This is a genomic window from Marivirga arenosa (assembly GCF_030503875.2).
GTDB classification, from domain to species: Bacteria; Bacteroidota; Bacteroidia; order Cytophagales; family Cyclobacteriaceae; genus Marivirga; species Marivirga arenosa.
The window spans coordinates 3,468,705-3,495,630 of sequence record NZ_CP129968.2 but is presented as its reverse complement, the minus strand read 5'-3'; the positions used below and the strand labels follow the sequence as shown (position 1 = coordinate 3,495,630).

The 26,926-nt window shown below is 32.9% G+C and carries 29 protein-coding genes; 18 read left to right on the top strand and 11 right to left on the bottom strand.

What is annotated here, in order from left to right:
- Window positions 1-18: 18 nt before the first annotated feature.
- The 4 genes from accB to QYS47_RS15040 are packed head-to-tail and all read left to right on the top strand — an operon-like array spanning window position 19 to window position 3,088.
- Complete coding sequence (gene accB / locus QYS47_RS15055) at window positions 19-507, top strand: acetyl-CoA carboxylase biotin carboxyl carrier protein (RefSeq protein WP_322346985.1); 489 nt, start codon at window positions 19-21, stop codon at window positions 505-507.
- Window positions 508-555: 48 nt separating this feature from the next.
- Entirely contained in the window at window positions 556-1,911 is a 1,356-nt protein-coding gene (gene accC / locus QYS47_RS15050; RefSeq protein WP_308355909.1) for an acetyl-CoA carboxylase biotin carboxylase subunit, read from the top strand.
- Between the two features lie 21 nt (window positions 1,912-1,932).
- Window positions 1,933-2,610: a hypothetical protein gene (locus QYS47_RS15045; RefSeq protein WP_322346984.1), complete on the top strand. Its 678-nt coding sequence runs from the start codon at window positions 1,933-1,935 to the stop codon at window positions 2,608-2,610.
- A complete protein-coding gene (locus QYS47_RS15040) occupies window positions 2,600-3,088 on the top strand; it encodes a RidA family protein (RefSeq protein ID WP_322346983.1) in 489 nt (162 codons plus the stop codon). Before QYS47_RS15045 ends, QYS47_RS15040 begins: the two co-directional genes overlap by 11 nt.
- Here QYS47_RS15040 and QYS47_RS15035 read toward each other — a convergent pair whose 3' ends face one another.
- Window positions 3,089-3,976 carry a Ppx/GppA phosphatase family protein gene (locus QYS47_RS15035; RefSeq protein WP_322346982.1) on the bottom strand — a complete coding sequence of 296 codons (888 nt, stop codon included), beginning with the start codon at window positions 3,974-3,976 and terminating at the stop codon, window positions 3,089-3,091.
- A gap of 150 nt (window positions 3,977-4,126) precedes the next feature.
- On the opposite strand from QYS47_RS15035, the gene QYS47_RS15030 reads away from it, so the two are divergent.
- The 7 genes from QYS47_RS15030 (at window position 4,127) to QYS47_RS15000 (ending at window position 8,848) form a co-directional block, all read left to right on the top strand.
- Window positions 4,127-5,089, top strand: a complete 963-nt coding sequence (locus QYS47_RS15030) for a hypothetical protein (protein WP_308355913.1) — start codon at window positions 4,127-4,129, stop codon at window positions 5,087-5,089.
- Between the two features lie 225 nt (window positions 5,090-5,314).
- Window positions 5,315-5,899 (top strand): imidazole glycerol phosphate synthase subunit HisH, encoded by a 585-nt coding sequence (gene hisH / locus QYS47_RS15025; RefSeq protein WP_302123392.1) that lies wholly within the window; start codon window positions 5,315-5,317, stop codon window positions 5,897-5,899.
- A gap of 4 nt (window positions 5,900-5,903) precedes the next feature.
- A complete protein-coding gene (hisA, locus tag QYS47_RS15020) occupies window positions 5,904-6,617 on the top strand; it encodes a 1-(5-phosphoribosyl)-5-[(5-phosphoribosylamino)methylideneamino]imidazole-4-carboxamide isomerase (RefSeq protein WP_302128915.1) in 714 nt (237 codons plus the stop codon).
- Between the two features lie 3 nt (window positions 6,618-6,620).
- Window positions 6,621-7,376: an imidazole glycerol phosphate synthase subunit HisF gene (hisF, locus tag QYS47_RS15015; protein WP_322346981.1), complete on the top strand. Its 756-nt coding sequence runs from the start codon at window positions 6,621-6,623 to the stop codon at window positions 7,374-7,376.
- A 24-nt stretch (window positions 7,377-7,400) separates the two neighbouring features.
- Complete coding sequence (hisIE, locus tag QYS47_RS15010) at window positions 7,401-7,997, top strand: bifunctional phosphoribosyl-AMP cyclohydrolase/phosphoribosyl-ATP diphosphatase HisIE (RefSeq protein ID WP_322346980.1); 597 nt, start codon at window positions 7,401-7,403, stop codon at window positions 7,995-7,997.
- 18 nt (window positions 7,998-8,015) lie between these two features.
- Window positions 8,016-8,441 (top strand): hypothetical protein, encoded by a 426-nt coding sequence (locus tag QYS47_RS15005; RefSeq protein WP_302123394.1) that lies wholly within the window; start codon window positions 8,016-8,018, stop codon window positions 8,439-8,441.
- Entirely contained in the window at window positions 8,438-8,848 is a 411-nt protein-coding gene (locus QYS47_RS15000; protein WP_322346979.1) for a hypothetical protein, read from the top strand. Before QYS47_RS15005 ends, QYS47_RS15000 begins: the two co-directional genes overlap by 4 nt.
- 4 nt (window positions 8,849-8,852) lie before the next feature.
- On the opposite strand, the gene QYS47_RS14995 is transcribed toward QYS47_RS15000, so the two are convergent.
- The 3 genes from QYS47_RS14995 to QYS47_RS14985 are packed head-to-tail and all read right to left on the bottom strand — an operon-like array spanning window position 8,853 to window position 11,619.
- A complete protein-coding gene (locus tag QYS47_RS14995) occupies window positions 8,853-9,530 on the bottom strand; it encodes a nitroreductase family protein (protein ID WP_322346978.1) in 678 nt (225 codons plus the stop codon).
- On the bottom strand, window positions 9,527-10,267 hold the full coding sequence (gene kdsB / locus QYS47_RS14990) for a 3-deoxy-manno-octulosonate cytidylyltransferase (protein ID WP_308355920.1): 741 nt from the start codon (window positions 10,265-10,267) through the stop codon (window positions 9,527-9,529). Before kdsB ends, QYS47_RS14995 begins: the two co-directional genes overlap by 4 nt.
- 5 nt (window positions 10,268-10,272) lie before the next feature.
- On the bottom strand, window positions 10,273-11,619 hold the full coding sequence (locus QYS47_RS14985; RefSeq protein WP_308355922.1) for an NfeD family protein: 1,347 nt from the start codon (window positions 11,617-11,619) through the stop codon (window positions 10,273-10,275).
- A 239-nt stretch (window positions 11,620-11,858) separates the two neighbouring features.
- Here QYS47_RS14985 and QYS47_RS14980 point away from each other — a divergent pair, with 239 nt between their 5' ends.
- Both QYS47_RS14980 and QYS47_RS14975 read left to right on the top strand, forming a co-directional pair.
- On the top strand, window positions 11,859-13,340 hold the full coding sequence (locus QYS47_RS14980; RefSeq protein ID WP_322346977.1) for a LysM peptidoglycan-binding domain-containing protein: 1,482 nt from the start codon (window positions 11,859-11,861) through the stop codon (window positions 13,338-13,340).
- Window positions 13,341-13,342: 2 nt separating this feature from the next.
- Entirely contained in the window at window positions 13,343-14,125 is a 783-nt protein-coding gene (locus tag QYS47_RS14975) for a TIGR02757 family protein (protein WP_322346976.1), read from the top strand.
- A 7-nt stretch (window positions 14,126-14,132) separates the two neighbouring features.
- Here the strand turns inward: QYS47_RS14975 and xseA are convergent, their stop codons facing one another.
- The 4 genes from xseA to QYS47_RS14955 all read right to left on the bottom strand — a co-directional run bounded on the left by xseA (window position 14,133) and on the right by QYS47_RS14955 (window position 16,911).
- On the bottom strand, window positions 14,133-15,380 hold the full coding sequence (xseA, locus tag QYS47_RS14970; RefSeq protein WP_322346975.1) for an exodeoxyribonuclease VII large subunit: 1,248 nt from the start codon (window positions 15,378-15,380) through the stop codon (window positions 14,133-14,135).
- A 2-nt stretch (window positions 15,381-15,382) separates the two neighbouring features.
- The gene (locus QYS47_RS14965) at window positions 15,383-15,556 is read right to left on the bottom strand and encodes a hypothetical protein (protein ID WP_308355926.1); all 174 of its coding nucleotides are present in this window, start codon (window positions 15,554-15,556) and stop codon (window positions 15,383-15,385) included.
- A complete protein-coding gene (locus QYS47_RS14960; RefSeq protein WP_308355927.1) occupies window positions 15,556-16,479 on the bottom strand; it encodes a universal stress protein in 924 nt (307 codons plus the stop codon). Before QYS47_RS14960 ends, QYS47_RS14965 begins: the two co-directional genes overlap by 1 nt.
- Window positions 16,480-16,572: 93 nt before the next feature.
- Window positions 16,573-16,911 carry a DUF202 domain-containing protein gene (locus tag QYS47_RS14955; RefSeq protein ID WP_308355928.1) on the bottom strand — a complete coding sequence of 113 codons (339 nt, stop codon included), beginning with the start codon at window positions 16,909-16,911 and terminating at the stop codon, window positions 16,573-16,575.
- 126 nt (window positions 16,912-17,037) lie between these two features.
- On the opposite strand from QYS47_RS14955, the gene QYS47_RS14950 reads away from it, so the two are divergent.
- On the top strand, window positions 17,038-19,872 hold the full coding sequence (locus tag QYS47_RS14950; protein WP_322346974.1) for a CHAT domain-containing tetratricopeptide repeat protein: 2,835 nt from the start codon (window positions 17,038-17,040) through the stop codon (window positions 19,870-19,872).
- 36 nt (window positions 19,873-19,908) lie between these two features.
- Here the strand turns inward: QYS47_RS14950 and QYS47_RS14945 are convergent, their stop codons facing one another.
- The gene (locus QYS47_RS14945; protein WP_302123434.1) at window positions 19,909-20,544 is read right to left on the bottom strand and encodes a hypothetical protein; all 636 of its coding nucleotides are present in this window, start codon (window positions 20,542-20,544) and stop codon (window positions 19,909-19,911) included.
- Between the two features lie 129 nt (window positions 20,545-20,673).
- Here QYS47_RS14945 and QYS47_RS14940 point away from each other — a divergent pair, with 129 nt between their 5' ends.
- The 3 genes from QYS47_RS14940 to QYS47_RS14930 all read left to right on the top strand — a co-directional run bounded on the left by QYS47_RS14940 (window position 20,674) and on the right by QYS47_RS14930 (window position 23,542).
- The gene (locus QYS47_RS14940; RefSeq protein WP_322346973.1) at window positions 20,674-21,396 is read left to right on the top strand and encodes a lysophospholipid acyltransferase family protein; all 723 of its coding nucleotides are present in this window, start codon (window positions 20,674-20,676) and stop codon (window positions 21,394-21,396) included.
- 85 nt (window positions 21,397-21,481) lie between these two features.
- Entirely contained in the window at window positions 21,482-22,171 is a 690-nt protein-coding gene (locus QYS47_RS14935) for a TapB family protein (protein ID WP_322346972.1), read from the top strand.
- A gap of 30 nt (window positions 22,172-22,201) precedes the next feature.
- Entirely contained in the window at window positions 22,202-23,542 is a 1,341-nt protein-coding gene (locus QYS47_RS14930) for a M24 family metallopeptidase (RefSeq protein WP_322346971.1), read from the top strand.
- Between the two features lie 43 nt (window positions 23,543-23,585).
- Here QYS47_RS14930 and QYS47_RS14925 read toward each other — a convergent pair whose 3' ends face one another.
- Window positions 23,586-24,902, bottom strand: coding sequence for a DEAD/DEAH box helicase (locus QYS47_RS14925; protein WP_322346970.1), 1,317 nt, complete (start codon window positions 24,900-24,902; stop codon window positions 23,586-23,588).
- 250 nt (window positions 24,903-25,152) lie between these two features.
- Here QYS47_RS14925 and QYS47_RS14920 point away from each other — a divergent pair, with 250 nt between their 5' ends.
- Complete coding sequence (locus tag QYS47_RS14920; protein WP_322346969.1) at window positions 25,153-26,127, top strand: phytochrome family protein; 975 nt, start codon at window positions 25,153-25,155, stop codon at window positions 26,125-26,127.
- A 23-nt stretch (window positions 26,128-26,150) separates the two neighbouring features.
- Here QYS47_RS14920 and QYS47_RS14915 read toward each other — a convergent pair whose 3' ends face one another.
- A complete protein-coding gene (locus tag QYS47_RS14915) occupies window positions 26,151-26,903 on the bottom strand; it encodes an SDR family NAD(P)-dependent oxidoreductase (protein ID WP_322346968.1) in 753 nt (250 codons plus the stop codon).
- Window positions 26,904-26,926: the final 23 nt, after the last annotated feature.

Sequence of the window (26,926 nt, the reverse complement as noted above, 5' to 3'; positions counted from 1 at the left end):
TTAACTAAACCAATTGCTATGAAAGCGAAAGAGATTCAAGACCTTATTGATTTTATTTCTAAGTCCGGATTGGATGAAGTAAATATTGAAACAGAAGAATTTAAAATTAAAGTTAAAAAGAATACGGAAGCTAAAGTGATTCAAGCAGCAGCACCTGCACCTCAACCAGCTGCAGCTCCTGCACCAGCACCGGCTTCTGCTCCTGTTGAAACTCCTGCACCAAGTTCTGGTGGTGGCGATAAAGCGGCAGCTTCTGATGATGATAAATATGTTGCTATTAAATCTCCAATGATTGGAACTTTCTACAGAACACCTAATCCTGATTCTCCTGCATTTGTTAATGTTGGTGATTCAGTTAAAGCGGGGGATACAGTATGTATAGTAGAAGCTATGAAGCTTTTTAATGAAATCGAATCTGATATTTCAGGTAAAATTGTTAAAATCTTAGTAGACAACGCCACTCCAGTTGAATACGATCAGCCATTATTTTTAGTGGATCCTTCTTGATAAAAATTCATCAAGAGAAGTATAATGTTTCATTAAAAAATAAATATTGTGTTTAAAAAGATATTAATTGCCAATAGAGGTGAAATTGCTTTGCGAATTATCAGAACTTGCAAAGAAATGGGAATTAGTACAGTGGCAGTTTATTCACTGGCTGATAAAGATAGTTTACACGTGAGATTTGCTGACGAGGCAGTATGCATAGGGCCAGCAGCTAGTAAAGATTCTTATTTAAATATACCTAATATAATTTCAGCTGCCGAAATTACAAATGCTGATGCTATTCACCCTGGTTATGGATTCTTATCTGAAAATGCTGAGTTTTCAAAAATTTGTGCTGAATACGGAATAAAATTCATTGGTGCAGATCCTGATATGATCAGCAAAATGGGAGATAAGGCCACTGCTAAAGCTACTATGAAGGCTGCAGGTGTTCCAACAATCCCAGGTTCAGAAGGCATACTTGAGTCCATTGAAGAAGGTAAGAAGATTGCTAAAGATATGGGATACCCCGTAATTCTTAAAGCTACAGCAGGTGGTGGAGGTAAAGGTATGCGTATTGTCAATAAGGAAGATGAATTCAAAAAAGCATGGGATTCTGCGCGTCAGGAAGCAGGCGCCTCTTTTGGAAATGAAGGGCTTTATTTAGAAAAATTTGTAGAGGAGCCACGTCACGTTGAGGTTCAAATCGTGGGTGATAAAAATGGTAAAGCATGCCATTTATCTGAGAGAGATTGTTCTATTCAGAGAAGGCACCAGAAATTGATTGAGGAAACTCCTTGTCCTGTCATGACAGATGAGCTTAGAGAAAAAATGGGTAAAGCAGCTATAGCTGGTGCTGAAGCAGTTGGCTATGAAGGTGCAGGAACCATCGAATTCTTATTAGATAAGCACAATAACTTCTATTTCATGGAAATGAATACACGTATTCAGGTTGAGCACCCGATTACAGAAGAAGTTACTGATTTTGATCTTATCAAAGAGCAAATTAAAGTGGCTGCTGGTTTAACCATTTCAGGTAAAAATTACTTCCCTCATCTATATGCGATGGAATGTAGAATTAATGCGGAAGATCCTGCAAATGATTTTAGACCAAGTCCAGGAAAAATTACAAATTTACATTTACCAGGTGGTCATGGCGTAAGAGTAGACAGCCATGTGTATGCAGGCTATACAATTCCTCCTTTTTACGATTCAATGATCGCCAAACTAATTGTATCAGGGCAAAGTAGAGAGGAAGTAATGGTTAGAATGAAGAGAGCATTGGAAGAATTTGTAATTGAAGGCGTTAAAACCACAATACCTTTCCATATCGAAATGATGGACAATGAAATCTTTAAATCAGGTAAATTCACAACTAAATTTTTAGAAACTTATGACTTCACACAATTGAAGAAGAATAAGTAATAAAATTTAAATACTATAACTATGAGAAAGCAAATAGAGATATTGATAATCTTCAATTTTCTATTTGCTTTTTCTGTCTTAGGGCAAGGAGAAAATAAATTTGTAGGTTTAAGTTTTGGAACTGCTATTCCTAAAACTGATTTGGAACCAGAGTATTCTCAACCTGGATTTCAAATCTCAGCTTTTATGCATTTTAATAAAAACAGATGGTTGAATGTTGGATTTTGGATAAGTGGGGGAGAGATTCAAGCTGAAAACAGACAAGTTCGTTTTTTTGATCAAAGTGAATTTAAAATAAATGATTTTGCTAGAACTACCTACCAATCAATTCATATAGAGCCCAGTATTCATTTTATAAAGAAATCAAATTACTCGATTTATCTTTCTCAGGGTTTTGGTTTTAGCAGGTTTACGGTTTTCGATGAAAATAATTTCGATTTAGCAAATCAATTAGATAGTAGGTCGCAAGGAGAGGAGTATGCTAATTTTTCACTCATTTTACCCACTACTCTTAATGCTTATTATTTCCTGGAGAACGGATTTGGTATTCAACTTAGAACCGGTTTCATAAATCCACAGACTGATTATCTTGATAATATATCAGCTTTCGGTAATCCTGATAATAATGACAATATTTTTATATTGCAGTTGTCAATTCTTAAGCAATTAAATTTTAAAATATCGAAAAATGAAGATTAATCTATATATAGGTTGTTTTATATTACTTTCTCTTGCTGCATGTCAATCTCAAGAAGCAAATAAAGAAATTGTAAGAGTTGATCGCCCTGAATCAAGTATATTAAAAGGAGTACATCTTCCTGCGAATAAAGATGTTTTTTATACATCCGGTTTGGTGAGTGAAGTCAAAAATCCAAATGCTAAGCCTGGCGATATGTCTAAATATGGTAATACCTATGAGCAAAGTATCGGGGTTTTAAGGAGAATAAAAACTACTATTGAAGCGGAAGGCTATACCATGAAAGATGTTTTCTTTTTAAGAGTTTATATTGCTCCAGATTCAACAGGTGAAGTTGACTTTGATGCTTGGTTTAAAGCTTATGGTGAATATTTTAATAATGAAATTAATCCTAATAAGGTAGCCCGTTCCACTATCGGGGTTTACAAACTAGCTCGCCCTGAGTTATTAGTAGAGGTAGAAGCTGTAGCTGCTAAATAATCAATTCAGTTTTTCTTTATTTCTTTCATAAAGTAGCTGCATAATACCATCTTTTAAACCACTATCGGGCACTATTATCGATTGTGACTTTGACCAAATCATGGCGTTTATGTAAATATCTAATGCGGGAATAATTACATCTGCTCGATCAGGATTAAATTGTAGTTTATTGATTCGCTCATCCATATTAAAGCCCTTAATATAAGCCTGGGTTTCTTTTACTTTCTTAAGGCTAATTGGTTTTCCTGGCTTCTTACCCGTCAAGTCTTGAACTTTATTAATATTACCTCCTGTTCCAATGGCCTGAATTTTAACAGATTTTTGAATTACTTTTTGTTCAATCCATTTTTTCATTTCATCCCACATATGATGGGCACTGTTTGTTTCCAGATGTCTGACGGAGCCAATTTTAAAAGAGCGAGAAAGTAACTTTTGATTATTCTGATAAAAATTGAATTCTGTACTTCCACCACCAACATCTATATGTAAATATGCTTTGTCATCCATATAAGGAAATATGGCTTTGTTAATCATTTCAGCTTCCTGATCACCATCAATAATATCAATCTCTAAATCTAAACTTTCATTTACCTTTTGAATGATTTCTCTACCATTGTCTGATTCTCTCATGGCAGAGGTAGCACAACCCATATAATCATCTACTTCATATAAATCAATCAGAAGTTTAAAGGCCTGCATAAGTTTTATAAATTTAGCTTCAGAATCAGGGCTTATTTTACCAGTTGTAAATACATCTTGCCCTAGTCTTAAAGGGAAACGTACATATTCTAATCTTTTAAAAGTTATGTTTCCTTCAAATATTGTTACTCTTGATAGTTGAATTCTGATGGCATTTGAGCCAATGTCAATAGCAGCTAATTTTAACATATTCAAAAAAACAAAAAATAGATTAATTTGTATCTATTAATACAGGAAAACACAACAAATAAATTTTCATGTATTATTTATTAAAGGATTAAAGTATTCACTTAAAGTATTATCTAAAAAAATATTTATATTTGTTCTTGGTAGAATATTATGAAAAAGATACTCCTAATATCGATTTTAGCATTTATTGGTACTGAGCTGTACGGACAAGCCTTTTATTCTAATAGAATAAATAGAAAATGGCTAGCTTCTGGAGGTTTGGGCTATGCTAGAGGTTTAGGAGATTTAACAAATCCTGGTTCGTATTTTGATACCAAATTGAATGTAATCGGAGGAATTCATTACAGATTTTCCAATAGAGTGCATGCAGGTATTAATTATATGGCTTTTCAATTATCTGGTAACGACTTAGATATTGATCCTGAATTAAATACAAGAAGCAGAGGCTTGTCATTTGTTTCTGATAATATGGAATTAACTGCAACAGCCTCAATTTCATTGTTTCCTACCGCCACAAGATTTACTCAAAGAAGATTGATTAATCCTTTTGTTTTTGCAGGTGTAGGCGTTTTATTTTATGCCCCTAAAGCAGAAGTGCCTGAATTTGTTAGAAACCAAGCTGGTGATCCTGTTGATTCGCTAGGAACTGTTCCAAGAGCTGGTGAAATGGTGTATTTAAGACAATATCAAACTGAAAGGCCTAATACCTATGGAAGATTTGCAGTTGTGATACCTGTTGGAGCTGGAGTTCGAGTGAAAGTAAATGACTTTATGGATATTACCGCTCAGGTAAGTAATCGTATAACTTTCACGGATTACTTAGATGATGTAAGTGGAGTAAACGGAAGAGGCTATCCAAGTCTTGATCAATTTGATTTAAATAATCCTGAGGACATAACTGCTTTAGCATTATCAGATCCAACAGGGAGGGGGGAAATAAGAGGGAACCCTGAGGATAACGATTATTACTTGATTTTCAATGTAAAAGCTGAGTTTTACATTCAAGGTGAATTCTTAAATAAAGTTTTTGGTGTCGGAGGTAAGAAATTTAATATAAAACCAAATCGAGGAAGAGGTGGTATGTTTAATTTTCTTAAAAGAAGAAGATATTAATACAATGATACATTGGGCTTATTTAAGCCCTTTTTCTTTATTAGAATATTTACGAAAACCTAATTCTAAAATCCACTCATTTTTAGATTAAAATATTTCACTTCAAATTAATAAACTAAAAAAGGTTTTTTACTATACAGATAAGCCTAAATTTGTGTTTTAAAAATATGAGTTATACATAACCATATTTGTCAAATTTTATAATTTCTGAAAATTTAAGACTAGATGAAGGTAGCAGTTATTAAGTACAATGCCGGAAATATTAAATCGGTTATGCTTGCCTTAAAACGAATGGGGTTAGAAGGCCATCTTACAGATAATCCTGAAGAAATACTTTCAGCGGATAGAGTTATATTTCCTGGACAGGGGGAAGCTTCTTCGGCTATGAAATATTTAAAGGAGAGAGAACTTGATCAGGTAATTAAGTCTATCAAAAATCCATTTTTAGGGATTTGTTTAGGCTTGCAGTTGCTATGTAGCCATACAGAAGAAGGAGATACTGCTTGTCTTAATATATTTGATGCAAAGGTTAAGAAATTCCCAATGGATTTAAAAGTTCCGCATATGGGTTGGAATACCGCTAGTATTTCAGATGATCCAATATTTAAAGGAATTGCATCACCTGCATACTTTTACTTCGTGCATTCCTACTATGCGGAAGTATGTGATCAAACCATTTCTGAAACTAATTATATGGTTCCTTTCAGTAATGCGTTGAAAAAGGATAATTACTATGCTATTCAGCCACATCCCGAAAAAAGTGCTGAAGCCGGAGATCAGTTTTTAAGAAATTTTTTATTTGAAATATAAATCAATGCATATAATACCCGCTATAGATATAATTGATGGAAAGTGTGTTAGATTAACAAAAGGTGATTATAATCAAAAAAAAGAATATAATAGTAATCCTCTTGAAGTAGCACAAGAATTTGAACAAGCAGGTTTAAAGAGATTACATTTAGTAGATTTAGATGGAGCCAAAGCTAAAAAGGTAGTCAACCTTGACGTTTTAAAAACAATTTCCAATCAAACGAATCTAACCATAGATTTTGGTGGTGGTGTCCAAAGTACTGAGGATATCAATGCCGTATTTGAGGCAGGAGCAAATCAAATTACAGGGGGCAGTATAGCAGTTAAAAATGAATCTTTATTTACAGAATGGATTCAAGAGTTTGGTGGAGAGAAAATTATTTTAGGAGCTGATGTCAAAGATGAAAAAATAGCGATTCATGGATGGCAAGAAAGTTCTGATAAGCATATTTTTGATTTTCTTGATCACTATTTAGCAAAAGGCTTGAAATATGTAATTTGTACTGATGTTTCAAAAGATGGTGCACTTCAAGGTACAGCTAATGATTTATATGAAAATATAATTAAACGATTTCCTGAGATTAAATTGATTGCAAGTGGAGGAGTGAGTAATCTAGATGACCTCAAAATATTGAAGGAGATGAATCTATACGGTGCTATAGTAGGAAAGGCTATTTATGAAAAGAGGATTAATTTATCAGATTTCAAATCATTTTAATTTATGCTGACTAAAAGAATAATTCCTTGTTTGGACATTAAAGATGGTAGAACTGTAAAAGGGGTTAATTTTGTTGAATTAAGAGATGCTGGTGATCCAGTTGAGTTAGCTAAGATTTATGCAGCTGAAGGTGCCGATGAACTTGTTTTTCTTGATATTACAGCTACAAATGAAAAACGAAAAACTCTTGTTGAGTTAGTCGAGAAAGTTGCAGAAGCAATCAATATTCCTTTTACAGTGGGAGGAGGGATTAGTACCGTTGAAGACGTTTCATTACTTCTTGCAGCAGGAGCCGATAAAGTTTCTATCAATTCCGCAGCAGTACGTAATCCAACTATTATTAAAGAAATGGCTGATGAGTTTGGATCACAATGCATAGTAGTTGCTGTTGATTCAAGAAATGTAAATGGAGAAAACATTGTTCATACCCATGGAGGCTCAAAACCTACCGAATTAAAAACTGAAGATTGGATTAAAAAAGCAGTTGATTTAGGGGCTGGAGAAATATTACTAACTTCAATGGATCATGATGGAACCAAAGCAGGATTTGCAGATGAATTACTCGCGAAAATTTCTGATTTGGTAAACGTACCTATCATTGCTTCTGGTGGTGCAGGAAATATGCAACATTTTTATGATACCTTTACAAAAGGGAAGTCTGATGCTGCATTAGCTGCCAGTATTTTCCATTTTAAAGAGATTGGAATTCCAGATCTAAAAAACTATTTATCGAATAAAAAAATTCCTACTAGGATTTAATCCTTATATAAAATACTATTTAATATGTTAAAACCCGATTTTTCAAAAGGTGAAAATGGTTTGCTACCTGCCATTATTCAGGATGATAATACAGGCAAAGTATTGATGCTTGGCTATATGAATGAAGAAGCACTTGCGAAAACACAATCTTCAGGTAAAGTAACCTTTTTTAGTAGATCAAAACAAAGACTTTGGACTAAAGGTGAATCTTCAGAAAATTATTTAAATCTTGTAGAGATCTCTCTTGATTGTGATCAAGATACTTTTTTGATAAAAGCTATTCCTGACGGACCAACATGTCATACTGGTGCTGATACCTGCTGGGATGAAAAGAATGAAGGATTCGGATTTCTTAATAAATTAGAACAAGTGATTGAGGGGAGAAAGAATGGAGATAATGAAAAATCATATGTTAAAAGTTTATTTGATAAAGGTATAAATAAGGTTGCACAAAAGGTCGGAGAGGAAGCTGTTGAAGTGGTTATAGAAGCAAAAGATAATAATGAAGAATTATTCTTGAATGAATCAGCTGATTTATTATTTCATTATCTTATTCTTTTACAAGCCAAAGGATACAAACTAAAGGATGTGATCAAAATATTAGAAGGCAGACATCGTTAAGTTACAAATGGAAAATCAATGAAAGTTTACTACAACTTATTTGTCTTAATTTCAGCTTTCCTATTCTTTTCTTGTGAAGAGGAGTCTAATTCTCTTGAAGATTGTAATTTAGAATCTAGAATATGTACAGAGGAGTTTAGATCAGTAGAATTGGAAATAGTGGATGATAATGGAGAATATGTAGAACTGGATAACTTTTATACATTTTTTGATTCTAGGAAAAAGTTCGAATTTTCAAGAAATACTTTTCAGCAAGAAAATGGGCTCTATCCAGTAATTACGGATGCGGAGTTGAAAGAATTAAATCAAGAAGGATCAGTATTAGTTTTCGTAGGTGAGATAGAGGGTAAAAATGTTATTGAACATCAAATGCTAATCGGTCATGACTGTTGTCATGTTGAGTTGATTCAAGGAGAAACTAAATTGATTTTAAAGAATTTATGAAAAAATTATTTGTCATTTTTTGCTTTTTTTCCTTAGCAGCTACCTGCCAGAATCAAAAGAAAACTACTAAAGAAAATCCTTGTGATCCTACCATTATTTGCACAATGGAGTTTAAAGTAATTAAACTTGAGATCGTTGATTCGGAAGGAAATCCTGTGCAATTGGATGAATATTATACTGAAATTGAAGATAAAAAAATTATAGTTGACAAAGATTTAATAGGCAACCCTAATGGGATTTACCCTGTTGCTTCTGATGGCGAAATGGATAAAGTATCATTCGAAGGGGATAAACTTACTTTTATCGGATTGCTAAATGGAGAGAAAGTAGTAGAGCATACTTTAGTAATTGGTAAAGATTGTTGCCATATCCAATTAATAAAAGGTGAACAGAAAATAGAGTTATAAGGACTTAGAAAAATTTAGCGATTTTCTCTAAGGGCTTACGATCTAATTTTGGTACGTAACATTCATCTGCCGGATACCCAACTGGTAATAATAAATAAGGCCTTTCATTTTTGGGTCTTTCTAAGATTTCAGAAAGAAAATTCATAGGGCTTGGTGTATGAGTAAGAGTAGCCAGTCCCGCATTATGAATGGCTGATATTAGAAAACCACAAGCAATTCCTACAGATTCATTGACGTAATAATTGGTTTTCTTTTGCCCTTCTTCCTCATCATAAATCTTTTTGAAAACTACTATTATGTAGGGCACGGTTTCTAAAAATGGCTTTTCCCAATCGGTACCAATTGGCTCTAGGTCTTTCAGCCATTGGTCACTCATTCTATTTTTGTAGCTTTCATATTCCTCCTTTTCAGCAGCATCCCTAATTTTTTTCTTTATATCTGAATTAGAAATGATACAAAATGTCCAGGGTTGCTTATGAGCACCAGAAGGCGCAGTTGAAGCAGTTTTAACAATATTTTCAATTACCTCTTTTGGAATACTTTGATCTGAAAATTCACGGATTGACCTTCTTTTGTTCATCAGCTCATAATAATTCTGACTTTTCTTTATAAGATCAGAACTATCAAGCCTTTCATAATTAATTTTTATATGAGAATGTCCCTTGATTAACTTTTCTTTCATAACGGCATCTCTTTCATAGCTTTTTCTAAATCCTCAGGCGTATCAATTCCAATGGTTTCAATTGGAGTAATGGCAGTTTTAATTCTGTAGCCATTTTCTATCCAGCGTAATTGCTCTAAAGATTCAGCTATTTCTAATGGAGTAGGGGATAAGGTTACCAATCTTGCTAGGATATCTACTCTGTAGGCATACATCCCAATATGTTTATAATGCTGATGACTTTTCATCCAGTCTTCAGTTGGAATATTCCGCATATGTGGAATTGGTGAACGCGAAAAATAAAGGGCTAACCCGCTATCAGCTTTTAAAGCTTTTATGATATTAGGGTTTTGAAGATCATCTAAATGATCTATACATTTTATTAAAGTCGCAATTTCAGTTTTTCTATCGAGAATAGAGGCTAATAACTTTATTTGCTCTGGTTCAATGAAGGGTTCATCACCTTGTATATTAATCACGAAGTCGTAACTGCCGCCTTCTAATTTTAAGGCTTCATGGCATCTTTCAGTTCCATTTTTGTGATCAGCACTTGTCATGTATACATCATGACCTAGCTCTTTTACATGATTGAAAATTCTTTCATCGTCAGTAGCAACTATTACTTTTTTGAGGACTTCACTTTTTTTGCATTGCTCAATTACACGTTGAATCATGGTTTTTCCACCAATATCGGCAAGCGGCTTTCCAGGGAAACGGGTGGAAGCATACCTTGCAGGAATAATTCCAATTATATCCATAACTTTTAATTTTCTGCTTTTTTAACTTTCAAACTAGTCCCACTTTCTTCAATCACAATTATTTTTTCTCCTTGTTCTAGATATTCTCCTCTAGTGTATGCATCGTATAATTCACCCTCAATATCTACCTTTCCACTTGGTCTTAGAACGGAAAATACGGTACCTTCTTTATCAATAAGCCCAGACTGGATAAACCTTGAAGAATAACCTTCTGTTTTAGACTGTACTCCTTGTAACGCAATTTTTTTAAAAAACTTACTATTTGTTAATCTTATTCCTCCGATAAACATCAGCACAATACTGCCCAGCAATCCTGTTAAGGTGGTAAGCAATGCTCTGGTTATATTTTCAGCAGGAACAAATTGGAAGTCGAAATTTTCATTATTTAACATCATAAACACTAATGAACCTAGCGTGATGATTAAACCTAGAATTCCAAAAATACCAAATCCTGGTATTACAAATACTTCTACTGCAATTAGGATTAGGCCAATGATGAATGCTAGAATTTCCCAATTCTCTGCTAATCCATTTAAATAATAAGGAATGAGATATAAAACCAAAGCAATAATGGAGGCTATGATTGGAAAACCAACACCAGGAGTTTGAAGCTCAAAGTAAATGCCGCCTATTATGATTAAGATTAAAATCCCACTAATAAAAGGGTTTATAAAAAATGAAATAATAGCTTCCGTGTTGCTTACTTCAAATCTATATATTTGGTAATCGTTTAAATTTAAATGATTTAATAATGCATCTGTCGAATTAAATTCCCCTTCACAAAAATCATATTTTATCGCTTCAGAAGTTGAAAATGTGATGACTTCTCCTGCTGGGCTTATACTGTCAATTTCAATATTTTCATCCACCATTGCTTCTGCAATCTGAGGATTTCTTCCAGACGCTTCTGCTGTCGATCTCATGATAGACCGCATATAGGATTGGTATTTGTCAGGAGCAGCTTCTCCAGTTTGATTTACTACAGTTGCAGCTCCTATACTACCACCTGGCGCCATATAAATGCTATCACAGGCTATTGAGATTAATGCTCCAGCTGAAGCGGCATTATTATCAATAAAAACATAAACAGGAATTTCTAAATTTAGCAAAGCAGATCGAATCTCATCAGCATCATACAAGGCACCTCCATAGGTGTTCATTTCAATTATAATATGACTAGAGTTTCGGCTCTTTGCTTCCGCTAGGGCAAGATCAACATAGCGTTTTGTTCTAGCATCTATTTGATCTTTAATCTCCATAATGAAAACTTCATTTTTAAGAGATAAGGTATCAGCCAAAGATGAAAAAGTAACAAAAGAACAAAAAAGTAGAATTAAGGTTGATCTTTTCATTAACGTGTAAATTAAGTTTTTCAATTTAAGCGATTCGTAATTAAGCAACAATTATATTCAGTAGCAATTTATCAATTTTCTATTAAGTAGTTTTGATTTCCGATTTAATTAAACAGCACAAGAGTATAATGCGTATAACTTTAGGTCGTTTACTTCAGTGGAAAGAATTATATTGAGTTTTATTTTACTTATCATTTCAGAATAACCATTTTTGTATAGCATTAGTATTTCTCAGGAGCATGAAGATTAAAATATTATTTATTTGTTTTTTTATTTTTGGATTTTTCTCATTTAAGGTATCAGCAGCTGTTGTTGATTCTGTAGGAATTAAAGAGGTGGATGGAGTGAAATTCATTATCCATAAACTAGAGCCAAAGGAAACCCTTTATTCTTTGGGTAGAAGGTATCATGTTAGTATACAAGAAATAAGAGATGTAAACCCACAAGAAAAGGATGGTTATAAAATTGATCAAATTGGACGAGAATTATTGATTCCATTCAAAGCAAATGAGTTTGAATCTGATGGCAAGATTCAAAATAGTGCTAATGTTAAAAAGCATAAGGTAAATGCTGGTGAGACCATTTATTCAATATCCAGAAAATATGAAATTTCTCAGGATGATATAATGGAATGGAACAATTTGACTTCAACTACATTAGATATCGGTCAAGAGCTCATAGTGAGTGAGCCTTCACAGAAAGTCACTGAAACAGAAAATATAGCTGTGAAACAAGACAATGTCGAAAATGTAATCCATATTGTTGACTTAGGAGAAACCATTTATAGTATTTCAAAAAAATATGATATTACCCAAAGCCAAATCATTAAACTGAATAGTTTAGAGAATAATAACATTGATGTCGGTCAAAAATTAATTATCAAAGAAAATAAAGTCTCAGAAAAAGCGGAGGATAAAAATAATAATTACCAAGAGATTACACTTCAAACATTCCATAATGCTAAAAAAGGAGAGACCTACAGTAGTGTTGCCAAGATGTATAATCTGAATAAGTCAGATTTAAAGAAATGGAATAAGTTTAAAGAGCCTTTTGCTGGTGGTGAGGTGATAAAAATCGTTCCTCCTAAAGTGGAGAAAGAAAAATTAAGAAAGGAAGAAGTTACTATTGCTGACCCTGAAGTAAATAAAAACAGAATTCATACGGTTGAATCAGGAGAGACCTTATATAGTTTGTCAGAAAAGTATGGAGTAACAGTAGAGGAATTAAGAAAATGGAATAGTTTAGAAAATTACCAACTTAGCCTAGGTCAAAAGCTCTATATTCAAAATCCAGATGCTTTGATTGCCGAAAACAAAAAAGAAGAAGAGGAAAAAGTAGTTGAAAAAGAAGAGCCGGAAAACAAGGAAGTAATAGTAGAAAATCCCCAAAAGAAAGATACAAAAGCCTTTTTTACAGTTGAGGAAGATGATATTCCAAAAATTGATAAAGTAAAAGAAAAAGGGGTAGCTGAAGTGATAGAAGGTTCTGAAGGAACTGAAAAATATTTGGCTTTACACCGCACCGCTAAAATTGGAACTATCATGCAGGTCAGAAATGATTTAAATGATCAAATAGTATTCGTCAGAGTATTGGGTAAATTACCCGATACAGGAGTGGATGACAAAGTTATCATTAGAATTTCTAAAAAAGCCTTCGAAAAGCTAGGTGGAGTTGACTATAAATTCCCTGTAGAAATAAGTTATCTGCCTCTTAAGGATTGATAATGAATAATATTGAGGAAGTAAAATCTTTACTTGATGAGAAGTATGATTTGTATAATCGTCCTGATTTCATTGATGAAGACCCGATCAGTATTCCACATGTTTTTAGTAAAAAGCAAGATATTGAGATAGCAGGTTTTTTTGCTTCAATATTAGCTTGGGGACAACGAAAAACCATCATCAATAAATGTAAAGAGTTAATGACGATGATGGGGAATAGTCCGCATGAGTTTGTTTTAAATCATAGTGAGACAGATTTACAGAGCTTAATGAAATTTAAGCATCGGACATTCAATGATACTGATACGCTCTATTTCATTCATTTTTTTAAAAGTTTCTACCAAGAACATGATAGCCTTGAAGAGGCATTTTTATTAGGAGCTAAGTCGGAAGATGAATTCATGAAAAATAGTCTGATAGCATTCCATCATTATTTCTTCTCATCTGATATTGCCCCAAACAGAACAAGAAAACATATAGCGACTCCAGAACGAAAATCTGCTTGTAAACGAATAAATATGTATTTGAGGTGGATGGTTAGAAATGACCAAAGAGGAGTTGATTTTGGTATATGGAATAAAATTCAAACGTCTGATTTAATCTGTCCATGTGATTTGCATGTAGATAGAGTAGCTAGAAAATTAGGCTTAATTCAACGAAAGCAAACCGATTGGCAAACTGCTCAAGAATTGACTGATGCGCTTAAAGATTTTGATGCTAATGATCCTGTGAAATATGATTTTGCACTTTTTGGATTAGGAATAATGGAAGGTTTTGGAAAATAAATTCGCATTATTTTTTCTTTTCTTTCACCTCTTGAACTGTACTTTGTATTTCTTGATTGGCAGTAGTGGTTTTTAACAAGTCCCCCTTTTTAACTTTTTGGCCAACAATGCTTTTCCCATTTAAACTTGTGTAAGAATATCCTTTTTTAAATACAGCCTCAGGATTAATTAGTTCTAGGGTTTTCTGATAAATATCTAGCTTTTGGTTTTCTTTTGAGAAACTCCTTTTAATATCAAACTTTAATTTTTGCTGATAATGAGAAAGTTGATTTTCAGCTTTATTAAAGTGTTTTTTAAGTGAATACCTTAATGAATGCCTTCTATCGTTTAGCTTGTGTTGTTCTCTTTCAACTTTTTGACTCAGATTAGCCAAAATATTTTGTGTAGCAGTATTCAGTTTTTCCTCATAGATACGCATACCTCTAATTAGGAATTCAGCTACGGCTGTTGGTGTTTTTAATTTGGTGTGTGCTACCAAATCACAAATGGTTTCATCTCGTTCATGCCCGATACCTGTAAATACCGGAATAGGAAATTGTGCGACATGGGAAGCAAGTTCATAATTATCAAAGCAATCCAAATCAACTTGAGCACCACCGCCTCTAATGATAATAACGGCATCAAAATCCTCAATTTGTTCATTGATTTGGTGAAGCGCAGATACAATTGTTTTTGCAGCTTTATCACCTTGCATGGTGGCTACAAAAAGTTGGGCATGTAATTGATAATGATAATCATTACTCAAGATTTGATTCATAAAATCACCGTAGCCAGCGGCTGATTCAGCACTGATAATAGCAATCCTTTGAGGGACTAAAGGCAGAGGATGACTTTTATTCATATCGAATACACCATCCTCTTGTAATTGATGAATAATTTCTTGTTTCTTTCTGGCCCTTTCTCCTAAAGTAAAGTTTGGGTCTATGTCTTTAACATTCAAACTTAAACCATACACTTCGTGGAATTGAATTTGAACATTAGCCAAAACAGTCATCCCTGCTTTTAAATTTTCACCAGTAATAGATTGGAACCATGCACTGATGTTACGATAGCTGTAAGACCAAATAGTACCTCTAATTTTAGAAAGTAATTGGTTACTTTCTTCATCTTTTTCGATGAACTCAAGATAGCAATGGCCGTTTCTGGCTTCTCTCAACTCGCCAATTTCTGCCACCACCCAATAAGAAGGTTCTAATTGAGTATTTAAGGTTTCCTTAATTAATAAATTGAGGTCTGTTAGAGAAATATGCTGCATTACTATTGCAGGTTTTGAATGTTTTTAACCACGTCTTTAATGATAAAAAATAAAACGACTGCAAAGCTGATGATCGAAAACCAGAACATAAATCTCTTATTTGCATAAGGAACTTCTTCCTCAGTTTCCTTATCTGCAAAAAGCCAATCGTAGAATTTTTCTATGGTTTTACGCATTATAATTCTTTTAGGAATTCAATGAAACCAGCATTTTTTCCTTTCGGTCTAACAATCATTAAAGGGATGTCATTATCTAGCTGAATTAATCTTTCTGCAATACTTCCCAAGAAAAAGGCAGTTGTGGCTGTTCTTCCTTTGGCTCCCACGATGATTGCATTAGCATTCATTTCATGTGCTTTGTCAATCATGTCAGTAGTAACATCCTCATTTGTATCTTGGGAATACTCAACCTTCAGCTTAACATCTTTTGTATCTATTTTGCTGATGAATTTTTTATAGTTTTTCTCAGCATTCTTTTTCATTACTTCAGAAAATTCTTCAAAGGTTTTACCTGTATAATGATATCCTGTAGGAACCGTATAAACGTTTTGAATTGTAATTTCTGTAGCATTTTGATTCGATCGTGCTATGTTAATAGCTTCCTCTAATGCTAATTTAGAATATTGAGAAAAATCACTAGGTACTAATATTTGATCCATCTTTGGGCTTGTGCCTTCTGGTATAATTAATAAGCTACATGCTGCTCTTCTAGCTAATCTTTGAGAAAGAGCCCCACTTTGTTCAGCCTTTTCTCGCCTACCCATTACGATCAAATCAATATCTTTTTCTTTACTATATTTTAAGATATTGTCTGCTATTTTACCTGTCAATACTTGGAAATGGAAATTAGCCTTATCTTCACCAGATCTGAACTTTTCAAACTGCTTTTCCATTTGGGTTTTTCTTTCCGTGATGGCATTTTCTACCATATCAGGAAACTCTTTAAGTACATCTTTAGGAATGTGAAGGTTCTTAATCACATTCACAAAATATACATCTTCTACGGCTGAAGTTCTCGACAAAAAGTCAGCAAATTCAACCATAGTTTTATCAAGTTCACTTAAGTCTAATCCTATTATTACTTTTCTGATTGGATACATAAAGATTAAATCTGAATTCGGTTACAAATGTACAAACGTAAAATTCCAAACTAATTAAAAATGAGATAAAATATCATTATGATTTAATTTTTCCTATTCCTTGTCTGCTTCTTCCTCAAAACTTCTGATTTGATCTTCATCATAGAATTTTTGAAGTTTTCTTTTGAGCTTGAAATAGCGGATTAATCCATAAAAAATCATGATTAAGCTTATTGCAAATGATAAATAGCCTAACCAGTGAATTGTTACAAAACTTTCTAATTGAATTAAACCAATCCCTCCTAATATTAAATACAAACTCGTCCTGATATAAGAGAAAAGAGTTCTTTCGTTTGCTAACGAAGTTCTTTCTAAGGCTAAAAAGTCTCTTAAGATAATTTTCTCTTTATTTTTATAATCGGGAACTATCTTAGGAATTTTAATTTTTCTCATACATTAAAAATTGACAAAATTTATATTAGCTGAAATATTTTATTGATATATCACTAATTATTTTACTTATTTTTATGAAAATTGTTCTTTTATTTTAGCTTTTAAATATCAATAATACTTGTCGTTATGTTTTTTCGATTAATCAAATTGACCTTTTCTACTTTCATAGTATTTGTGTTTTGTTTTAGCTTTTCTGCTTCAGCACAGTTCGGTATAGGTAATGCTTTAAAAAAAAGAGCTGAAGAATTAGTAAAAGATAAACTTAAAGAGAAAACGGAGGAAAAAAGGGATAGTTATGATACTCTTTCTTTTAATTATGCAATTGCTTTTTTGGACAAAACCGAATCTTTCGAAAATCAACAGAAAGGGGAGCGCTTAGTTAAAACCGCTAATTTTATGTTGCGTGATGGTGATCCTCAAACTGAATTAGAGGCAGCAAGAGATATTTATGACTTTGGCCGCTTAAATTATAATAATGGAAATGATTTCATGGCAGAAGCTAATCTTAAAATTGCAAAGCTTAAGTATGAACAACTATCTGCTACTTCAGAACCCAATTACCTTAAATCTATTGGTTTATTAGGTTTACTTTATGATGATATGGGTAGATATAATAAAGCGGAAGAATTTACTCTAACTGCTTTAGATGGTTGGGAAGAAATACAAGGAAAAGAAAGTGTCGGTTATTTGGCAGAACTGAATAATTATGCGGTTCTTCTAATGAACCTAGGTAATTATTTAGAGGCAGAGAGTATAATTCAAAAACTTGGGGGAAAGTTGAAAACTGATTTAGAGAATGAAAAATTACCTTATGCAATATTCTTGAATAATCATGCGATTTTAAATCAATATATGGGAAGAAAGGATAAAGCTTTGGATTTAATGGAACAATGTGTTGAAATTGCTAAAGAAAGCCTTACCGATAAAAACAGTACTTATTTACAATTTCTAACAAATAAGGCCATATTAGAACAAGAAAATGGTGATTTGGAAAGCGCAGAAAACACCTTTCAAAATGTTTTAGACTTACAGGAAAGTAGATTTAAGCTAAATGCTAAAAATGATCCTGATTATGCTCATATGAAATCAAATATAGCAGCTTTATATGTTGAGAAAGGAGAATTAGATAAGGCAGAGGAGGCTCTTATACTAGCATTAGAAATATATAAAGATGAGCTTGGTGCTGAACATCTGACCACAGCGGGAACTCAAGCTGATTTAGGGAATCTATACCGATACCTTGGAGAGTTGGATAAAGCTGAACCACTATTACAATCCGCACTTTACACCAGAGAAAGAAATTTATCTAAAACCCATCCTAAAGTAATTAAAAGTCAGGAAGATATGGCTTTATGGTTTTGGGCTAAGGGCCAAATAAAACAAGCAAATAATTACTTTGGTAAAGTTATGGATACGAGTCTTGAGTTTGTCAAAGATTATTTTCCTGCTTTAAGTGAAGCAGAAAAGACAAAATACTGGGAACAATTGAAGCCTAGATTCTTCCGCTATTATAATTACGCACTAGAAAATTATTATGAATATCCAGAATTATTGGATAATCTAATAAAATATAGATTGGCTACTAAAGGGATATTATTAACGGCCTCAACAGCGCTAAGAAATTCAATTTATAATCAAAATGATCCTGAATTGGAAAAGCTATACGAACAATGGCTGGATCAAAAGCAGCAACTGACTAATGCTTACACTTTAAGTGATGAGGAAATAGATGAACAATCTATCAATATCGATTCACTTCAAAATGTCGCAAATCAAACTGAAAAGGAATTGTCTTTGAAGTCAGATGCATTTTCGACAGTATATAAAGATAGAAATACAGATTATAAAACAATTTTAGAGAGACTTGAAAATGGACAAGTTTTAGTTGAAGTTATTCAATATCCTATTTTTGATAAAAAACTAACTTCTAATAATGCTTATGCCTATATCATTTTCAAGAAAGATGAGAGACCTGAAATATTAGTAAATGAAGATGGGGATTTGCTAGAGAATAGATATTATGCCTATTACAATAATGTTATCAACCAAAAAATGGAAGACCAATATTCTTTTGCTCAATATTGGGAATTGGTTAATAAAGAGACTAGCGATGCTAACCGCATTTATATTTCACCTGATGGTATTTATAATCAGATAAATATGAATACTCTTAAACAAAATAATGGGAGATACTTAATACAGGATTATGACATCAGATATATAGGGCATCCTAATGATATATTGGTAGAAAAATCAACTGGAAAAACTAAAAGTACTGCCTTTTTAATGGGAGATCCTGATTTTAATAGTGCAAGCATTGCACAACTTCCTGGGACCCGACAAGAAATTGAGAATATTTCAAAATACCTTTCAAATCAGATGAAAATGGAGAAATATCTCAATAAGGAGGCAAATGAATCGAATTTGAAGAAGGTTAAATCACCTAAATATTTGCATTTAGCGAGTCATGGTTACTTTTTGCAGGATGAAAAGGCTTCCAATAATTTATTCGGTGTACAACTTCAATACATTAGGCAGAATCCATTATTACGATCAGGTTTAATTCTATCTGGCATAGGTAATGATGAAAATTCTGAAGCAAGTCAATCCTTTAATCAAAGTGATAACGGATTCTTTTCAGCCTATGAAGCCATCAATTTAAATCTTAATAATACTGAAATGGTAGTGCTTTCTGCATGTGAAACCGGTAAAGGAGATGTTAAAGCTGGGGAAGGCGTTTATGGTTTGCAAAGAGCATTTATTGTAGCAGGCGCCCAGTCTTTAGTCATGAGTTTATGGAAAGTAGATGATGCTGCTACTCAAAAGCTCATGTCGAGTTTTTATAAAGAAAATGTAAACGGGAAAGCCATCCCAGACGCATTTAGAACGGCTCAATTAGCGATGTTGAATGAATACAAACACCCCTACTATTGGGGTGCATTTATTATGTTTAGTAAGTGAAATTGCATTGAAACTACTAATAGGGCTTGAATAAAATTATCCGGAATCTCTTGAATCAAGATGCTTATTTATTTTCCATTTTAAGAATTCATAATTCATTTCATCAAATTCGGACTTTCTTGTGGTAACAATGTAACCCGATTTCATAGATACTATCTTCTGATTATCATCTAAGAATAAAGTATTAGGGGCTGATTTCAGAGAAGATTCATCTAGAATCTTCTCTGATACAAATAAGATTGGAATTGATAACGTCATAAAATCTTTCTTTTCTTTGTAAAGAGTATAAAAATCATTGCCTTTTTGAATACTCCATTCTTTATTTTGTTTATCAACTCGCATGACAACAAGGATGGAATCTTTTAAATAAGGCTGCTCGCTAATGATTTTTTCTAAATCATCTAGTTCTTTTTTACAGTACCTGCATTCTGATGTCCAGTAAAATATGATTTTTTGAGGGTAGTCTTCAAAATTATTGATGGATTGGCGATTTAGATTAGTGCCTTTGTATAAATAGGGTTTGAGATTTAATCCCTCTTTTAAAATCTGATCTGCTTCCGAATTAGAAAACCTTTCCCATTCTTTTAAAATAGTTTCTTTATTCTGATTTTGAGAAACAGCAAAATCGATTGTAGCAATTGTGAGTAAAATTAATAGGTAGATGTTTTTCATTTTAAGGTATTAGTTTAAAATTGAAAGTAGTAACTTTTTTTTGTGTAAAAAGCTTAAATTACTATAAAAGAGACTTGATTCTATTATTTTTGGCATCTTTGCATTCATCGAAAAGATTTTATTGATTCAATGTTGAAATTTTTCCAATTCATCTACACCGCTTGGGCACTTATTGTGTTCCATGTTTTTATGATTATCCTTTTTCCTGTTTTTATCATACCATCACTAATTTCAAAAAAAGGTACTTGGATTAGTTTTAAAGCAATTCGGTTGTGGTCATTTCTTTTCAGCTTTTTTAATCGTATTATTTATAAAGTTGAAGGAAAATCACATTTTAAAAGGGGACAAAACTACGTGATTATCTCAAACCACACTTCATTTCTTGATACTCCAGCTATTCCACAAGCTATCGATGCGCCTTTTAAAGCTTTGGCAAAAAAGGAATTAACAAAAATTCCTGTATTCGGATTCTTGCTAAAAATGATAACCGAAGTGGTAGACCGATCAAATCCAGCAAGTAGGCAAAAAAGTAAAAATAGATTGAATGAGGTATTGAAGAATGAAAATTCTATTCTGGTTTTTCCGGAAGGAACAATGAATAGAACCGACAAGCCTTTACAAAATTTCTATGATGGTGCTTTCAGAATTGCAATAGATGCTCAGGCACCTATTCTGCCAGTAGTAATTAAAGGAGCGGCTAAATTAATGAAGCCAAGCAGTTTTGTAATGCGACCTGGTAAAATTCACGTAAAAGTACTTTCTCCTGTATCTACCGAAGGCTTAAGCCAGAAAGATTTACCAGAATTAAAATCGAAAATAGTAGATCAAATGCAGAAAGAAATATTGAATTGATTGAATGCTTTTTCTTGCATTTCATATATCCATTGTTCAAATAAAGATAAAGTTGTAATTTGGGTATGAACTAAAATACCTAAAAATGAAAAACTTTATACAAATCGCTCTTATGGCATTTATTATACTAATGCCATTAAAAAACTTTGCCCAGTCAGATTGTAATCCATATTATTTATTAGAAGAAGGAAGGAAATGGACTACTGCAAATTATAATGCGAAGGATAAATATCAAGGTAAACAGCATTACGAGGTATTAGAAGTTTCAGAAGAAAGCGGTAAGTTAGTAGCCAAAATGATGCTTACCTCTTACGATAAAAAAGATGAAATAGTACTGGAGGAGGAGGTTGAGTTTGTTTGTAAAGATGGTGTTTTACAAATGGATATGACAAAATATATGCCTCAAGAAACCATGGAAAGCTTCAAAGAAATGGATGTGGAAATCGAATTTGATGCGGTTACTATTCCTGAAGAATTAGAAGTGGGTCAATATTTAGAAGACGGTGGAATTGATATGAAGGTAAATGGTCCAATTCCGATTAAAATGTCAGTGAAAATACAGGACAGAAAAGTGATGGCAAAAGAAAAAATTGAAGTGCCAGCTGGTTCCTATGAGGCTTTTAAAATTAATTCAATAGTGAAATTTGAAGCCATGATGACTCGAGAAACTAAAACGGTTGATTGGGTGGCTGAAAAAGTTGGTGTGGTGAGAAGTGAGCAATATGATAAAAAAGGGAAGTTAAGTGGCTATACGGTTTTAACTGAAATAGAATAAATATTAAATAAAGTTTTAAAACATATATATATGAAGAAATCAAGATTAGTACTACTAGCCATCACCTTACTGTGTTCAATGGCTGTAAAGGCGCAATATCCTGAAATATTAAGCCTTGAGGAGCAGGCAAAATTAGAAGATGAAATATTAAAAGAGCGATTTGAAACCGTACTGCCTGCTATAATGGAAAGAACAGGGATTGACATGTGGTTGGTTATTTCAAGTGAATATAATGAAGATCCTGTGATTAAAACCATGTTGCCGTCAACCTGGATGGCTGCCAGAAGGACTACCATGCTAGTAATTTATCAGCCTGAAGAAGGTGCTGAATTAGAAACATTAGCGGTCGCCAGATATGATGTGGGTGAAGCTTTTAAAAGAGCATGGAATCCAGATACCCAGGACAATCAATGGAAAAGATTAGCTGAAATCATCGAAGAAAGAAACCCGCAAAAGATAGGCATAAATATTTCAAATGATTTTTCTCATGCGGATGGATTAGTGAAATCCGAATATGATTTATTAATGGAATCACTGTCTAAAGACCAGCAAAAGAAAGTGGTTTCAGCAGAAAAGCTGGCAGTAGGTTGGCTTGAAACACGTACGGAGCGGGAAAGAATTATCTATGAGCAATTGTGTAATATAGCGCATAAAATAATCGCGAAAGGCTTTTCCTTAGAAGCAATTACTCCAGGAGTAAGCACTACTGATGATTTAGTTTGGTGGTACAGACAGGAAATCAATAAACTAGGATTAAAGACTTGGTTTCATCCTACAGTAGATATTCAAAGAGCTGATCCTGAAAATTTTGATCATTTAAGAAGTTTTAGCAAAAGACCTGATTTGCAAATTATTCGACCTGGTGATTTATTACATGTGGATTTTGGGATTACATATTTAAGATTGAATACAGATACACAGCAACATGCTTATGTGTTAAAACCAGGAGAATTAGGGATTCCTAATTATTTAGTAAAGGCATTTGAAGAAGGGAATCGTGTACAAGATCATTTGACAAATCAATTTAAAACCGGTAAAACTGGAAATGAATTATTGTTAGGTGCTTTAAAAGATGCGAAAGCAGATGGACTAAAGCCTACTATTTATACCCATCCCATAGGATATCACGGTCATGCTGCAGGGCCAACCATCGGTATGTGGGATTCACAAGGAGGAGTGCCTGGCAGTGGCGATTATCCATTATATCCTAACACTGCTTATTCAATTGAATTAAATGCAGCGGTATTTATTGAAGAATGGAACAAAGAAATTCGTATCATGTTGGAAGAAGAAGCCTTTTTCGATGGGGAAGAAATCTATTATATTGATGGAAGACAAGAAGAAATTTATCAAATACCAAGGCAACGGTAAACAAGTAAAAGCCTCAAATATCAAAATGATTTTGAGGCTTTTTTTATTCTAATACCTTAATTCTAACCTTTTTCTTTTTCAGTTTAGAGTTGTTGAGCAGTTTAGCTAGTTTTTCAGCTTTAGCTTGAGCTACGGCTACAAATGCGCAATCTTGTTTTAATTCAATTAAGCCTAAATCATCTTGACTCAGTTTTCCTTCTTTTAGGAATAAACCTACAATATCTCCTTTTGAAATTTTATCTCTTCTACCACCAGAAATGAATAAGGTAGTAAAGTTTTTAGATTCTGAATTTTCCACCTTTATTTCTTCAAGGCTAATGTAGTTGGAGGGAATAAAATCAGGTAAATAGAGCTCTTCAGAATGGAGGATATACACAACTCCTTTTTCATTCATTCTGGCTGTTCGTCCATTTCTATGAATAAACTCCTGTTCTTTTAAAGGTAATTCCAGATGAATTATAAAGTTGATATCATCTATATCTATTCCTCTTGCTGCCAGATCAGTTGCAAGCAATAAGTTATTACTTCCATTTCTAAATTTAATTAGGGCTCTTTCTCTATCTTTTTGTTCTAATCCTCCATAAAAGACCTCGTGAGATATATTTTCATTAGATAAGTATTCACTTACTGAAGAGATGCTTTCTTTGAAATTACAAAATATGACACCTTTTTGATTTCTTAATTTTTGTACTAAATCAATTAAAGCGGTAAGTTTTTCGGATTTTTGGGTATTGATTACTTTAATAGATATCTCAGGCTTGTTTTGATGAAGGTGATTAATGATAAATGGATCTCTAAAGCCTACAAATTCAGGTATATTATCTAAATGCGTGGCTGAAGTCAATATTTTTTTATCAATATGCGGCAGTTCCCAAATGATGGATTTCATTTCGTATTCAAAACCTATTTCTAATGATTTGTCAAATTCATCTAATACTAACATACTGATGTTTTGAACAGAAAAGCTTTCTCTTTCGATATGATCTGCTATTCTTCCGGGAGTACCGATTAATAAGGCTGGAGGATGTTGTAAATCTATTGTATCCTTTTTACCAGAACGACCACCATATATTGCAATAGCCTTATATCCAGTTCCCATAGTTCTAAAAACTTGTTCTATTTGAATGGCAAGTTCTCTGCTGGGAACGACCACTAGTGCTTGAATATATTTGCAATTTGGATTTAAGGATTCCAAAATAGGTAATAAATAGGCTAATGTTTTGCCTGTTCCAGTAGGAGATAGAATTAGAATATCTTCAGAGACATTGAAAACTTTAAGTACTTCTTCTTGAAGTGAATTCAGTCTTTTAATTCTAAGTTTTGATAAAATTTCTGATCTGTTTTTAACCACTATGTTCATTTTTCAAGAGGATACCCTCAATAGTTTTTCAAAGTTTAAGTCTTATTTCATTAGTTTCATCCACTTATTATCAAGAATATTTTAAAATTCCTTATATTTCATAAGCTTAATATTTGTACATAAATTAGATGAGTTATACATTTTAATTATTAAGGTTATATTTATTAAATAAATTAGTATCGATAGAATACGTTAAAGAGTAAGAAATTATATCTTGAATTTAAAATCATTATCCTAACATTTAAGCAGCTTGATAAAAGAATTACTAAATAACAAAGAATTTAAAGATATCATATTAAGTGTGATTTTCGGGCTGCTATCAGCACTTTTAAGTTTAGTTCAATTTGAGATTCCTGGATTTTCCGGTGCGATCAGTAGTTTAAATGAAATACCTCTGCTAATTAGCGTATTTTATATAGTAAACCCATTTTATTTGATTATTACCGTTATTATTTCTAGCCTTACTACTCCAGAACAAGGGTCGGTTTATTCAACTATTTTAATGCATGCAGGAGGATTAGCCTTTTTTGGTATCTATTATCATTTATTGTTAAAGCATTTTCCTGAAAAAGTATTAAAAAGTATTGCATACTGTGCAGTTGGTATTGTAGTGTATTACTACATTTTTCTAATGCCAATTTTTGTTGTTTCGAATAAGTTTCTAGGATTAACTGATTTATCCTTTACAAATTCTTATGCATCATTATCTCAGGCATTGTACTTTGAATTGACTACTTCTGTTTTGGTGGTTACTCTTTTTTTAGTACAGTTAAATTACAGCAGGAGATTGAAGAAGTATTCAGCAAGCTTGGAGGAGCTTGTAAATGAAAGAACTGAAGAATTAAGGTTAACGGTAGAGGAATTACACAATGCTAATGAAGAATTGTCATCGATGAATAACGGTTTGGATTTAATGGTGAAAAACCGCACTGCAGAATTAGAAGAAAGGAACTATCAGCTAACGGAATATGCTTTTATCAATTCACACTTATTAAGGGCTCCTCTAGCCAGGATTTTAGGATTAACAGATATAATAAGAAGGGAAAGTACTGACCCTATTACAGTAGATCTGATGAATAAACTATTTACCTCTTGTGGAGAATTAGATGAAATTATTAGACTCATGAGTACTCAACTTTCAGATGGAAGTATTTTAAGCTGGGAACAAAAGGAAGAATTGAAAAACAAGATCAATGAGATTATTGCACAGAAGGGTAAGCTTTGATCTTGCTTTTCATAGAAATTGCATTAAGACTTTTTGACCATAGTGGATGAAGCTTGAGCATTAGGGAAAATCAATACATCAGCGAGATTTACATGTTTTGGTCGAGTAGCCATATATAAAATTAAATCAGCAATATCTTCCGCCTTTAAAGCATCGAAGCCTTCATATACTGATTGAGATCTTTCTTCATCTCCTTTAAATCTCACTAATGAAAATTCGGTTTCAACCAAACCTGGTGCCACTTGCGATACTTTTATACCATATTTGTTTAGATCCATTCTCATTGAGCTGTTCAATGCATCTACTGCATGCTTGGAAGCACAATACACATTTCCATTTGGATATGCTTCTTTTCCTGCAACTGAACCAATATTTATAATATGGCCCTCACCTTGTTTAATCATTTTTTGAATAATAGGTTGTGAAACATATAATAATCCTTTCACATTTATATCAATCATGGCTTCCCAATCTTTCATGTCACCATCTTCAATAGAAGCTAAGCCATGAGCATTACCAGCATTATTAATTAGTACATCAATTTGGTTCCATTCTTTTGGTAAACTATCAATTGCCTCTAAAACAGCTTTCTGTTTTCTTACATCAAAATTTAATGTATGGATTTCTGTATGTTTTTCTAATTCCTTCTTTAACTCATCTAATCTTTCTTGTCTTCTTCCAGTGGCAATTATATTAAAACCATTTTTACCTAAAAGTATTGCTGTAGCTTGCCCTATACCTGAAGTTGCGCCCGTGATAAAAGCTGTTTTTTTCATAGTGTATATTTTTTTTAGAATGA